Genomic DNA, 12823 nt, shown 5'->3' with positions numbered 1-12823 from the left:
GCTGCCGGTGGAGTACAAGGGCTTCAAGACGCCGGGGGACACGCCCGAGAATACGCAGGCGATGGAGGGGCGCGGGCTGATTGCTACGTTCGACTTTGGCAGGCTGAGCGCGCCGCTGGTGGTGAAGGTGGCGATCTCGCCGGTGAGCGAGGATGGTGCGATTGCGAATCTCGATGCCGAGGTGCCGGGGTTTGATTTCGATGCTGTGCATGTGGCGGCGCGAGCGGCTTGGGAGAGGGCGCTGAGCGCGGTGAGCTTCGAGGCCGAGCCGGCGATGCGGAAGAATCTTTATACGGCGCTTTATCATGCGCTGCTGGCTCCGAGCCTGTCGATGGATGTGGATGGAAGCTATCGCGGGCCGGACAACCAGGTGCACCGGGCGCAGGGATTTCAGTTTGTTTCGAGCCTTTCATTGTGGGACACCTATCGCGCGGAGCAGCCGTTGATGACGCTGATTGAGCCGGAGGCACGCACCAGCGATCTGGTGCGGTCGATGCTGGCCTCGCAGCAGGAGAGCCCGTTTGGGATGCTGCCGGTGTGGCAGTTCCAGGGGATCGAGACGTGGTGCATGATCGGCTACCATGCGGTGCCGGAGATTGCGGATGCGTACATGAAGGGCATCGGCGGCTTTGACGCGAACAAAGCGCTGGATGCGATGGTGGCGACGGCGGACTATGCACCGTATGGGCATCTGGGCGAGTACATAAAGCTGGGCTATGTGCCGGTCGATGGCGGCGCGCCTAACTCGCATGACGAGGCGGTCTCGCAGACGATGGAGTACGCCTTCGACGACTGGACGATTGCGAAGCTGGCGCGCAAGCTGGGCCGCAACGACATCGCCGAGCGGTTCGAGAAGCGTGCAGGCAACTGGAAGAATGTCTTCGATCCGAAGGTGGGGTTTGTACGGCCGCGGCTGGCGGATGGGAGCTGGCGCGAGCCTTTTGATCCGGCGCGTGCAGGCGCGGACAGCGGATTTACCGAGGGCAATGCGTGGCAGTACTCGTGGTATGAGCCGCAGGACGAGGCGGGGATGATCAAGCTGCTGGGCGGCGACCAGAAGCTGGTAGCGAAGCTCGATGCGATGTTCGACGCGAAGGTCGATCCGAAGCAGTATGCGGATGTGGAGGACATGGCGGGGTTGATTGGACAGTATGTGCACGGCAATGAGCCGAGCCATCATCTGGCGTATCTGTACGACTATGCGGGCGAGCCGTGGCGGACGCAGGAACGGCTGGGGCAGATTGTGGAGAGCCAGTACCGGCCTGCTCCCGATGGGCTGGTGGGCAACGACGATCTGGGGCAGATGTCGGCGTGGATGATCTTTACCGGGCTGGGATTTTATCCGGTGGCTCCGGCGTCGAACGAGTATGTGATTGGGAGGCCGTTTGTGGAGCGGGCCACGATGAATCTGCCGAACGGAAAGAAGTTTGTGGTGGTGGCGGAGGGGTTGAGCGCGAGCCATCCCTATGTGGAGAGCGTGAGCTTGAACGGCAAGCCGCTGACGCGGAGCTTTCTGCGGCAGGAGGAGATTGTTGGAGGTGGTGAGCTGCGCTTTGTGATGGGTGATAAGCCGAATAAGACGTGGGCCACGTCGGTGGCGGCGCGGCCATTTTCCATGTCGGAGGCGCATTGATCCGGCAGAGCCATCGGCGTTTCACAGAAGGCATGGCTTCGTTTCAGGACTAATGGAGCGAAATACAGGGGTTTCTCCACTCTGCTGCACCCCTGTCGAGCTGACGTGTGCTTCCTTTGGTCGGGATGGCGCAGTTTGGTGGCGAGCGGCTTGTTGGAAGCCACCTTCTACAATCTTGGGATGGGTCTTGAGTTTCAGGTTGATCGAACGGATGTAGGGGGGGGAAGGCGCGGGCGGCTGGTGCTGCCGCATGGTGTGGTGGAGACCCCAGTGTTCATGCCGGTGGGGACGGCGGCGAGCGTAAAGGCGGTCGAGCAGGGCGTGCTGGAGGAGATCGGCGCGGATGGCGTGGGTGCGCAGATCATTCTGGCGAATACGTATCACCTCTATCTGCGGCCGGGGCATGAGCTGATTGCGCGGATGGGCGGCGTGCACAAGTTCATGAGCTGGGAACGCCCCATGCTGACGGACTCGGGCGGCTTTCAGGTCTTCAGTTTGAGTAGCCTGCGCAAGGTGACGCCGGATGGCGTGGAGTTCCGTTCGCATCTCGATGGGAGCAAGCATTTCTTTTCGCCCGAGCACTCGATGGATGTGCAGATTGCGCTGGGTGCGGACGTGATGATGGTCTTCGACGAGTGCGTCGAGCATCCGGCAACGTATGAGCGCACGCGGGATTCGATGGGGCTGACGCATGCCTGGGCGCAGCGGTCAAAGGATCACTTTGAGGCGAATAAGGAACGCGTGCCGTGGTTTGCGGAGCGCGGCGGCAAGACGCAGAGCCTGTTCGGCATTGTGCAGGGTGGGATGTACGCCGATCTGCGAAAGGAATCAGCCGAGCGGCTGGTGGAGATGGAGCTGCCGGGGTACGCGATTGGCGGGTTGGCCGTCGGCGAGCCGCGCGAGGTGACGCGGGAGATGATTGCGCGCACGCTGGAGTGGCTGCCCAAGGACAAGCCACGCTATGTGATGGGCGTGGGTTATCCCGACGAGATCGAAGAGTATGCGCGGATGGGCGTGGACATGATGGATTGTGTACTGCCGACGCGTGCCGGGCGGCATGGGTTGGTGTTTATGCGCGAGGAGGCGGGTGGGCCGGTGGTGCGGATGAACATCAAGCGCAAGGAGTATGCGGAGGATGCGCGACCGATCGATGAGTCGTGTGGCTGCATGGTTTGCCGAAGGTACTCGCGGGCTTATCTGCGGCATCTGTTTGTGTCGGGCGAGGCGTTGGGGTTGACACTTAATTCGGTACACAACCTGGCTTTTTATCTGGATACCATGGCTCGGGTGCGGGGCGATCTGGCGGAGTAAAGGAGAGAATGCGCTATGCTCGGCTTGATGAGGCGGGCGGCGATTGTCGGAGCGGGACCGAATGGGTTGAGCGCAGCGATTACTCTGGCTCGGGCTGGCGTGGCTACGACTGTCTTTGAGGCTGCGGAGACTGTGGGCGGCGCGGCGCGGACGGCAGAGTTGACGCTGCCAGGGTTTCGGCACGATGTGGGGTCTTCGGTCTATCCGTTCGGTGTGGCTTCACCCTTTTTTCGCGAGCTTCCGCTGGAGCGGTTCGGGCTGCGTTGGATCGAGCCTGGGGCGGCGATGGCGCATCCTTTGGACGATGGCACCGCAGTGATGCTGGAGCACAGCATAGAGGCCACTGCGGCTGGACTTGGTGTGGATGGCGACACTTGGCGACGACTGATAGGCCCGCTGGTCGAAGGCTGGCCGAAGCTGTGCGGCGAGCTTCTTGGGCCTGTGGTGCATGTGCCGCGGCATCCTTTATTGCTGGGACGATTTGGGTTGTTCGCGATGCTGCCTGCGACTGCGCTGGAGAAGATGCTGTTTCGCGGCGAGCGTGCCAGGGCCTTATTTGCGGGATGTGCGGCGCACTCGGTGAGGCCGCTGGAGAGTGTAGCGACCGCGGCGGTGGGGTTAGTCTTCGCTGCGACCGCTCATGCTGTGGGGTGGCCGATCGTCGAAGGTGGAGCGCAGGCGTTGTCGGATGCGCTGGCGAAATATTTTGTGAGCCTGGGCGGAGAGATTCGGACTGGGACTCGGATTGCGGATCTGCGTGAGTTGGGGGATGCGGATGCGATCCTGTGCGATGTTTCGCCGCGGCAGTTGCGACAGATCGCCGGGGAGCGGCTGTCGCTGGAGTATGCGGAGAAGATGGAGCGGTTTGCGTATGGGCCGGGTGTGTTCAAGGTGGATTGGGCGCTGAGCGGGCCGATTCCATGGCGGGCGAAGGAGTGTCTGCGAGCGGCTACGGTGCATGTGGGCGGAACGATGGAGGAGATCGCGGCTGCGGAGAGTGCTCCGTGGGGCGGTGAGGTAGCGGCGCGGCCCTTTGTGCTGGTGACGCAGCCGAGCTTGTTCGATGTGACACGGGCGCCTGCGGGAAAGCATACGGCATGGGCCTATTGCCATGTGCCGAATGGGTGGGAGGGCTCGGCAGTCGAGGCGATTGAGGCGCAGGTGGAGCGGTTTGCGCCGGGGTTTCGTGAGTGCGTGCTGGCGCGGCACACGATGGGGACTCGGGCGCTGGAGCAGTGGGACGCGAACCTTATCGGCGGCGATATCTCAGGCGGTGCGATGACGCTGGGGCAGATGGTGGCCCGGCCAGCGATGTCGCTGTATCGGACGGGAACGAAGGGGCTGTATCTGTGCTCGGCCTCGACGCCGCCGGGGGGCGGCGTGCATGGAATGTGCGGGCATCTGGCGGCGCTGCGGGCGCTGGAGGATCTGGGGTAGCGGTGCTGAACTTTGGCGTCTCGAAGGCACAGAGGAGCGCATACCCCAGGGCTAAAGCCCTTTGTGGCTGCACAAGAGAGACCCAAGGCTGAATCCTTGGGGTACCTGGAGGCGAGAGTGATTTCCCTATTTATTTCTGGCGCAGTAGCGCGGAGTTTCTAATCGGGCAGGCGCAGGGCGGCGTGGTCTCGCTGGAGTTCGTGGCAGAGGGCTTCGACGACGAGGTTGTGGTCTTCGCGTTGCGGCAGGCCGGAGACGGTAACAGAGCCGATGATGCCTGCTCCAGCGACGTGGATGGGAAAGCTGCCGCCGTGGGTGGCATAGTCGGTGTCGGGCAGTGAGTATTTTTCGGCGAGCGTGGTGTTATTGTGCCTGAGGTAGAGGCCGAGTTGGTAGGAGCTGCGGTGGAAGCGGGCGACGACGTTCGACTTGCGCTGGACCCAGCGGGCGTTGTCGGGTGTGGTGCCGGTGAGTGCGGTGTAGAAGAGCGGATGGTACGGCTGGCCGAAGCGGCGGACGTCGATGACGATAGAGTGGCCGCGAGTGACGGCGAGCTCGCGCAGGGAGAGGCCCAGCCGCCATGCGGTCTCTGCGTCGAAGGCGGCGAAGACGAGTTCGGCTTCCTGGCGGGCGATGAGGGCGAGGTCTTCAGAGAGGGCCATGGGCAAATTCCTTTTGGCTGCATCTTTCTTTCGTTGGCTTCGCGCTTTTCGGCGGCTTCGCGGCGATATACTCGCGGAACGAAAGTGTTTGCAGCTTCAACCTTTTTACACGAGGAGGCTTATGTGGCCATTGAATTCCTGTCGAGGGCTGGTCAAGTTGTGCGTAGTGGTATGTGGATCGTTGGAGCGGGGTCGCTGATCGTGGCTATTTCGATTGCAGCGCCGGTACAGGCGAAGGCACAGGGCGGTGATCCTCTTCATGCGTGGAATGCGGGTACCGATCCGGCGTCGCTCGAGGCGTGGGTGCATCAGCGGCTGGCGGCGGCGCAGGCCGATATCGATAAGGTGATCTCGGTCGAGGGCGCGCACACGGTGGAGAATACGCTGCTGCCCTTCGACGAAGCGCAGAATGAGCTGGCGATTGCAGGCAACGAGGCTTACCTGATGTTTGCGGTGGGCGATGCTGCGGATCTGCGCAACAAAGGGCAGGCGATGGTGTCGGCGATCTCGTCGGCGAGCACCGATCTGAGCCTGAACCGGAAGGTCTACGAGGCGTTGGTTGCGGTGCCGCTGCCTGCGAACGATCCGGCGACCAAGCACTATCTGGAGCGGACGCTGCTGGAGTATCGGCTCTCCGGTGTGGACAAGGACGATGCCACGCGAGCGAAGATTCGCCAGTTGCAGGACCGCATTACACAGACGACGCTGGTCTTCGGCAGGAACATCGCCGACGATGTGCGCAAGGTGACGGCGACGAAGGCCCAGCTCGATGGTCTGCCTGCCGACTACATTGCGCGGCACAAGCCTGCCGCCGATGCGACGTATACGCTGACGACGGATTCACCGGACAGCACGCCGGTGATGAGCTTCGCCAAGGATGCCGATCTGCGCAAGCGCATGTTTCTCGCGTATACGGAGCGGGCTTATCCGAAGAACGTATCGGTGCTGAAGGACATTCTGGAGGCGCGGCAGGAGTTGGCGACCACGCTGGGCTATGCCACCTATGCCGACCTGGCGACGGCGGACCAGATGATCGGATCGGCGAGTAATCTGAAGGCGTTTCTGAACCAGGTGAACGATGCTTCGCGGGAGATCGGCAAGCGGGAGTATGCGGAGCTGCTCGAGTTCGCGCAGAAGCAGCAGCCGGGGCTGACCGGCATCTCGGATGCGGATGCGAGCTATTGGTCGGAGCAGTACAGACGCTCGAAGTATGACTTCGACGCGCAGAGCGTGCGGCCTTACTTTGCTTACGACGAGGTGCAGGCGGGGATTTTGAAGACAGCGGCGCGGCTGTTCCATGTGGAGTTCAGGCAGGTGACGGACGCGAAGACGTGGGATGCCTCGGTGGCGGTCTTCGATGTGTTCGATGCCGCGAGCCCGGATAAGGGCAAGAAGCTGGGCAGAATTTATCTTGACATGCACCCGCGCGAGGGCAAGGACAAGTGGTTCTCCAGTGCGCCGCTGGTTCCGGGGATCCGTGGGCGGCAGCTTCCCGAGGGTGCACTGATCTGCAACTTCTCCGGCGGCACGGCGGGCGATCCGGGGCTGATGGAGTACAGCGAGGTGGTGACGTTCTTCCACGAGTTTGGCCACTTGATGCACCACGTGCTTGGAGGGCAGGGGCGCTGGTCGGGGCAGGGCGGCTTCAATGTTGAAGGAGACTTCGTCGAGGCTCCGTCGCAGATGCTGGAGGAGATGTTCCGCGACAAGACCATCATCTCTTCGTTTGCCAAGGACTATAAGACTGGCGCGACGATTCCTGCCGACCTGTTCGAGCGGATGAACGCTGCCGATGCCTATGGGCGCGGACGCTGGGTGCAGCGGCAGTTGCTGTATTCGAACTACGCGCTGCAACTGCACGACCGCCCGCCCGCCGATGTGGACTTCGATGCTCTGCTGCAGGAAGATACGAAGCGGTTTTCGCCGTTCACGTTTGTCGATGGCGACCGCATGTATACCAGCTTTACGCATCTGGCTGGATATGCTTCGAACTACTACACCTATGTGCTCGATAAGGTGATTGCGGTCGACTTCTTCGCCCAGTTCGACAAGGGCAATTTGCTGGATGGGCCTACGGCGATGCGCTATCGCAGGTCGGTGCTGGAGCCGGGCGCCACTAAACCTGCGGCGGTGCTGGTGAAGGACTTTATGGGGCGTCCGCAGAGTATCGACGCGTTGAAGACGTGGATGATGGTGGAGTTTCAAACTCCGCCCAAGGCCAAATGAGGGTAGTGCGCCCTGCGCGGGCGGCACCCACTTCGTGGGGAGTGTACCGGCTTCGCCTTGGGCCTCCCGTTGGTCGGCGGTAGAATCTTTCAGCGACCATCGGGAGCCGCAACCGAAGGGGTATACACGTCACGAAGTGACCGCCCCACGCGCAGTGGGCTTTTGCAGTAGTCACTAGAGTGAGGGAATGATTCGAACGGTTCGAGCGACACAGTACGTTACGGCGCTGCGCGAGGGCGGATCGCTGCCTGCGATTATCGAGGCGGACGATCTGGGTCTGTACGTGTTGAAGTTTCGTGGCGCCGGGCAAGGGCCGCTGGCGCTGGTGGCGGAACTGGTGGCTGGCGAGATTGGTCGCGCGCTGGGGCTGCGCGTTCCTGAGCTGGTGTTGGTAGAAGTCGACGCCGCGCTGGGCCGGAACGAGCCGGACGAGGAGATTCGCGACCTGCTGCGGGCGAGCGTGGGGTTGAACCTGGCGCTGGATTATCTGCCGGGGTCGTCGATGTTCGATCCGGCGGCGGGAGATACAGCCGATGCGCGGACGGCGTCGCTGGCAGTGTGGTTCGACGCGTTTGTGGCCAATGTGGACCGCACACCGCGCAATGCGAATCTTTTGTGCTGGCACCGGGAGCTTTACTTCATCGACCATGGCGCTGCGCTGTACTTTCACCACGACTGGAAGAGCATGGCGGGCAAGGCGGAGAATGCGTTCGCGCAGGTCAAGCAGCATATCCTGCTGCCCTGGGCGAGTGCTCTGAAAGAGTCCGACGCTACGGCGCACAAGCTGTTGAATGCGGAGGTTTTCTGCGCAATTCTAGACGCTGTGCCGGAGGCGTGGCTGCTGCCGGAGGCGAAGGATTTGAGTGCGACGGAGAAGCGAGCGGTCTATCTCGACTTCTTCACGCGGCGGCTGAACGGTTCATCGAAATTTGTTGAGGAGGCGATCCGTGCCCGTGCCCAGCTCGTTTGATTACGCCGTCGTGCGTGTGGTCCCGCGCGTCGAGCGGGGAGAGTTTATCAATGCGGGCGTCATTCTCTTCTGCCTGGAGCACCGCTTTCTCGAGGCGCGGGTGCAGGTGGACGAGGCACGATTGAAGGCGTTGTGGCCGGAGATCGATATCGAGTTGGTGCGAAAGCACTTGGAGGCGATCCCAAAGATCTGCGCGGGTGATCCCTCAGCCGGGCCGATTGCACAGTTGAGCCAGCGCGAGCGGTTTCACTGGCTGGTCTCGCCGCGGAGCACGATCATCCAGGTCTCGCCGGTGCATACCGGACTGTGCGAGACGCCAAAGCTGACGATGGGGCAGACGATCGAGCAGCTTTCGCGGCGTCTGCTGGCGGGGTGAGCCCGATTTGGCGCGGCTTGATGCATGTTCGCGCCGTCGCCGCCTTGACAGAGGCGAACGGTTACGCGATGCTTAGGGGCTAGGCACCCTTTTATGGCCTGTTAGCGAAGCCGCGTCGGTTCGAGCGCTTCGGTTGCGCACGTTTCTAAACAGCGCAGGCTGCAATTTTTAAGCGGTGGAACGGAGTTTTATTGATGCTGGCAATTTGGTTGCAGAGTGCGGCAGGCGGATTCGGGTTGGGCAATTTAGGCGGGTTGGCGTTGCCGATCCTGTTCTTTGTCGCGCTTTACTTTTTGATGATTGTGCCCAACCAGAGGAAGCAGAAAAAGTGGCAGAACATGTTGTCGGAGTTGAAGGCCGGCGACCGTGTCACCACCAATGGCGGCATCAAGGGAACGATTATCACGGTGAAGGATGATGGCCTCATCCTGCGCGTGCAGCCGGACGGAGTGAAGCTGGAGTTCGCCAAGCAGGCGGTCGCCGCCGTGACGACAGATACCCCGGCAGCATAGAATTTGCAGGGCATTCGATAAGGCTCGTTTGAGCAGATTGATTTAGCAAAGTTACGCAGGCAGAGATTCAACCGTTAATTTACGGACGAGGAAGAAGTAAGGATGACGATGGCGGAGTAGCAGCACGGCTCTGCCAGCCGCACCTTCAATAAAGATCATGAGCAAGAATCTGACCGCTAAAGCGGCATTCATCGTAGGGATATTGTTGGTCTTCGTCTTTGGCTTCCTTGGCATACCTCATGGTGGCCTGAAGCAGTCGATTCTGAGGCATATCAATCTGGGGCTCGACCTCAAGGGCGGCGTTCACCTTGTGTTGCAGGTACACGTTGCGGAGGCGCTGACCTCGACGACCGACCATGACGTCGCCCGGCTCGAAGCCGACCTGCAGAAGGCCGGCATTACCGGGGCGACGGTGGGCAAGACCGATCCTCAGAACCCCGAGACCATCGTCATCAGCGGAGTTCCGTCGACCAAGCTGGCGGACGCTCGCGGCGTGATTCAGGGCAACGACTACGCCAACTACGATGTGGCCAGCAACTCGGCGGGCAACTCGACGCTGACCATGAAGCAGTCGGCGATCTCTGACCTGTACACGCGGACGCTCAATACGTCGATCGACACCATTCGGGCGCGCATCGACAAGCTGGGCGTGACCGAGCCGCAGATTCAGAAGTACGGCCTTGGCGAGAACGAGATCCTCGTCGAGCTGCCCGGCGTGAAGGACCCTGCCGAGGTGGAAGACGTCATTCAATCGACGGCCAAGCTGTCGATCCATGCGGTTGCGGGCGGCCCCTACGGCACCGATGCCGATGCGCTGCAGGCCAATAACGGCGCCATCCCGCCGGATTCCATGTTGGTGAGCGGATCGGGCTCTGCCGGAATGCCTGACCAGGTCTGGCTGCTGAAGCGCACCAGCGAGGTCGAGGGTACGGACTTCCGCGACGCGCAGCCTTCCACCGACCAGAACGGCCGTCCGAACATCCACTTCACGCTGACGACCGAGGCTGGCGACCGCTTCTACAAGTACACCTCGACCCACAGCAAGAGCAGCGCAACGCCGGGCTCGATGGCCATCCTGCTGGATAACAAGGTGAAGGAAGTTGCCGGGATCGACGGCGCCATTCGCGATAGCGGCGAGATTACAGGTGGCTTCACCAAGCAGCAGGCGGCGGACCTCTCGCTGATGCTGCGCACGGGCGCGCTGCCTGCCTCGATCTCTTATCTTGAGACGCGCGTGGTCGGCCCGAGCCTTGGTGCAGCCTCCATTCGTCAGGGCGTCATTGCCGCTGTTGCCGGCATGTTGGCGGTCATGATCTTCATGCTGATCTACTACAAGGGCGCCGGGATCAATGCCGACCTTGCGTTGATCCTCAACCTGGTCATCCTGCTGGGCTTCATGGGATTCGCGGGGGCTACGCTCACGCTGCCGGGCATCGCGGGCGTCATCCTGACCATTGGTATGGGCGTCGACTCGAACGTGCTGATCTTCGAGCGCATTCGTGAAGAGATGCGCAACGGCAAGAGCACGCCGGTCGCCGTGCAGCAGGGTTTTGCTCACGCATGGACCACAATTTTTGATACCCACGTTACGACCATCGTGTCGGCGGCGATCCTGTTCCTGTTTGGATCGGGGCCGGTGCAGGGTTTTGCCGTAACGCTGGTCTTCGGTCTTCTGGCCAACCTGTTTACCGCGGTCTATGTGTCGAGGATGATCTTCGATGCGATTTTGGAGAAAAAAGAACGCGGCGCGACGTTGTCGATTTAGTTCGCCGCTGTCGGTTTAGATTTTGTTGTGAGAGATTGCGGGGCCCGATGGGCTGCCGCTGAGGGCGTAAGAGCGTGGAACTGTTTCATAATCCGAATATCGACTGGCTCGGGAAGAAGTGGTATTTCCTGGCATTTTCTCTGGTTTTTTCGATCGCCGGCATTCTCAGCATGGCGTTCTGGCACCACATTCCGCTGGGCGTCGACTTCAAGGGCGGGACGCAGATCCGCGTTGACTTCAACCAGTCGCCGAATGAGGACCACATCCGTCATGCGATGGACGTGGCAGGCGTCCGCGATGTCACCATCCAGCGAGTCAGCGATCCCAGCGGCCATGCGGCGAACAAGGTCATCATCTCGCTGCCTGAGTCGACCGCGACCGATACGGCGCACGATGCCGGGCGTGAGGCCGTCGAAAATGCGCTTTCGGCGAATTATCATGACTCCGGCTTTACCATCGAACAGGTGCAGATCGTAGGCCCCACGGCGGGCAAGCAACTGCAGGAACAAGCCATCCAGGCGACCCTCTACTCACTGCTGGGCATGTTGATTTATCTATGGTTCCGCTTCGAGCTGATCTATGGCGTGGCGGCGGTCGCGGCGGTGTTCCACGATACGTTGATCACCATCGGCGCCTTCAGTTTGACGAACAAGGAAATTACGCTTACCGTTATCGCTGCAATCCTCACCCTGATCGGTTACTCGATGAACGACACGATCGTCGTCTTCGACCGCATTCGCGAGAACCTCGCGCTTTCGCGGAGGGAGCCTCTGGCCGATTTGGTGAACCGGAGCATCAATCAGACCCTGAGCAGGACCGTCATCTCGTCGGGCCTGACCTTTCTGACCGTGCTCTGTTTGTATCTGTTTGGCGGCGAGGTGTTGAATGGATTCTCCTTCGCACTCGTCATCGGTATTTTGATTGGCACGTACTCCTCCATTGCCGTGGCGGCACCGATGCTGGTGGCGTACCAGGAGTGGCGGTCCAAGCGGGGCAAGACGGCCGTTCTTCCAGCGGCAAAGAGGGTCAGAACGTAGGGCGTTTGGGTGGATCTCCGGGGCGTGAACTCTTCCGGGAACAAATCCTGACGGGGCGGTGTCTAAAGAAAATAGCTCTTCTTCACAGTAAAGAGGCTGCATATTATGTTTGAAGATTCAATGATCGAGTCCAGCGGGAAGATCAAGACCAAGTCCAAATACTGGATGATTGGGACGCTGATTTTCAACGCTTTGATCGTGGCAACCATGATCCTGGTCCCGCTGCTGTATCCTGACGCGCTGCCGCACACCGCGTTGACGGCGATGTTGACGGCTCCGCCGCCGCCACCGCCGCCGCCACCGCCGCCACCGCCGCAGCAGATCGTCAAGCCGATCAAGATGGTATCGGAGATCGACCAGGGCCTTCATGCGCCGACCAAGATCCCCAAGGACATCAAGATGGTGAAGGAGGAAGCCGCTCCACAGGTCGCCGGTGTTGCCGGTATGAGCGGCATGGGTAGTGGCAGCGGTGTCCCCGGAGGCGTTATGGGCGGCATCGGCACGGCGCCGACCCCGGTGGTCCACGTCGAGAAGCCTAAGGGTCCGGTTCGCGTTTCGAGCGGCGTGGTCGCCGGTTCGAAGATCGGCGGAGTCAACCCGTCCTATCCCCCGATCGCTCGCGCGGCGCACGTCTCCGGCACGGTGGTTCTGCATGCCATTATTTCCAAGACTGGAACGATCACGAATCTGCAGGTGGTCAGTGGACCGGAGATGTTGCGGGCCAGTGCGGTCGACGCCGTTCGTACATGGCGTTATAAGCCCTATATTCTGAACGGCGAACCCACGGAAGTAGATACGACCGTGTCGGTCAACTTCAATATGGGCGGCTAGAACAACCTTTGCAGGCTCTGCACCGTCTATCCGTGAGCCTCCCTGAAGCTTCATCGCACGTTC

The 12823-nt window shown here is 61.2% G+C and carries 11 protein-coding genes; 10 read left to right on the top strand and 1 reads right to left on the bottom strand.

Translation table 11 applies throughout. The annotated features are described in order from the left end of the window. The 3 genes from VMU57_RS19290 to VMU57_RS19280 form a co-directional block, all read left to right on the top strand. A partial coding sequence (locus tag VMU57_RS19290; protein ID WP_325386386.1) for a glycoside hydrolase family 92 protein occupies positions 1 to 1633 on the top strand: 1633 nt, incomplete at its 5' end. Between the two features lie 180 nt (positions 1634 to 1813). Continuing rightward, positions 1814 to 2944, top strand: coding sequence for a tRNA guanosine(34) transglycosylase Tgt (tgt, locus tag VMU57_RS19285; RefSeq protein WP_325386387.1), 1131 nt, complete (start codon positions 1814 to 1816; stop codon positions 2942 to 2944). A 15-nt stretch (positions 2945 to 2959) separates the two neighbouring features. After that, a complete protein-coding gene (locus VMU57_RS19280) occupies positions 2960 to 4381 on the top strand; it encodes an NAD(P)/FAD-dependent oxidoreductase (RefSeq protein WP_325386385.1) in 1422 nt (473 codons plus the stop codon). Between the two features lie 158 nt (positions 4382 to 4539). Here the strand turns inward: VMU57_RS19280 and VMU57_RS19275 are convergent, their stop codons facing one another. Further along, positions 4540 to 5043 (bottom strand): heme-degrading domain-containing protein, encoded by a 504-nt coding sequence (locus VMU57_RS19275; RefSeq protein ID WP_325386384.1) that lies wholly within the window; start codon positions 5041 to 5043, stop codon positions 4540 to 4542. A gap of 123 nt (positions 5044 to 5166) precedes the next feature. On the opposite strand from VMU57_RS19275, the gene VMU57_RS19270 reads away from it, so the two are divergent. The 7 genes from VMU57_RS19270 (at position 5167) to VMU57_RS19240 (ending at position 12760) form a co-directional block, all read left to right on the top strand. After that, positions 5167 to 7269 (top strand): M3 family metallopeptidase, encoded by a 2103-nt coding sequence (locus VMU57_RS19270; protein WP_325386383.1) that lies wholly within the window; start codon positions 5167 to 5169, stop codon positions 7267 to 7269. 187 nt (positions 7270 to 7456) lie between these two features. Continuing rightward, positions 7457 to 8239, top strand: a complete 783-nt coding sequence (locus VMU57_RS19265) for a HipA family kinase (protein WP_325386382.1) — start codon at positions 7457 to 7459, stop codon at positions 8237 to 8239. Further along, complete coding sequence (locus VMU57_RS19260) at positions 8223 to 8615, top strand: DUF3037 domain-containing protein (RefSeq protein WP_325386381.1); 393 nt, start codon at positions 8223 to 8225, stop codon at positions 8613 to 8615. The genes VMU57_RS19265 and VMU57_RS19260 overlap by 17 nt, the downstream gene beginning before the upstream one ends. 194 nt (positions 8616 to 8809) lie before the next feature. Then, complete coding sequence (gene yajC, locus VMU57_RS19255) at positions 8810 to 9127, top strand: preprotein translocase subunit YajC (RefSeq protein WP_325386380.1); 318 nt, start codon at positions 8810 to 8812, stop codon at positions 9125 to 9127. A gap of 157 nt (positions 9128 to 9284) precedes the next feature. Then, entirely contained in the window at positions 9285 to 10892 is a 1608-nt protein-coding gene (secD, locus tag VMU57_RS19250; protein WP_325386379.1) for a protein translocase subunit SecD, read from the top strand. Positions 10893 to 10966: 74 nt separating this feature from the next. Further along, the gene (gene secF, locus VMU57_RS19245) at positions 10967 to 11929 is read left to right on the top strand and encodes a protein translocase subunit SecF (protein WP_325386378.1); all 963 of its coding nucleotides are present in this window, start codon (positions 10967 to 10969) and stop codon (positions 11927 to 11929) included. Positions 11930 to 12034: 105 nt separating this feature from the next. Beyond that, positions 12035 to 12760: a TonB family protein gene (locus VMU57_RS19240; RefSeq protein WP_325386377.1), complete on the top strand. Its 726-nt coding sequence runs from the start codon at positions 12035 to 12037 to the stop codon at positions 12758 to 12760. Positions 12761 to 12823 lie beyond the last annotated feature (63 nt).

Origin of the sequence: Edaphobacter sp., from assembly GCF_035532915.1 — a bacterium.
Classification (GTDB): domain Bacteria; phylum Acidobacteriota; class Terriglobia; order Terriglobales; family Acidobacteriaceae; genus Edaphobacter.
Note: the sequence above shows the minus strand (reverse complement) of the source record. Positions and strands in the feature narration are given on the sequence as shown.

Bases quoted from the DNA above. Each gene is read 5' to 3' on its own strand.
- VMU57_RS19240 (WP_325386377.1), top strand. From the start codon at position 12,035: ATGTTTGAAGATTCAATGATCGAGTCCAGCGGGAAGATCAAGACCAAG.
- VMU57_RS19265 (WP_325386382.1), top strand. From the start codon at position 7,457: ATGATTCGAACGGTTCGAGCGACACAGTACGTTACGGCGCTGCGCGAG.
- tgt (WP_325386387.1), top strand. From the start codon at position 1,814: ATGGGTCTTGAGTTTCAGGTTGATCGAACGGATGTAGGGGGGGGAAGG.
- VMU57_RS19275 (WP_325386384.1), bottom strand. From the start codon at position 5,043: ATGGCCCTCTCTGAAGACCTCGCCCTCATCGCCCGCCAGGAAGCCGAA.
- yajC (WP_325386380.1), top strand. From the start codon at position 8,810: ATGCTGGCAATTTGGTTGCAGAGTGCGGCAGGCGGATTCGGGTTGGGC.
- VMU57_RS19280 (WP_325386385.1), top strand. From the start codon at position 2,960: ATGCTCGGCTTGATGAGGCGGGCGGCGATTGTCGGAGCGGGACCGAAT.
- secD (WP_325386379.1), top strand. From the start codon at position 9,285: ATGAGCAAGAATCTGACCGCTAAAGCGGCATTCATCGTAGGGATATTG.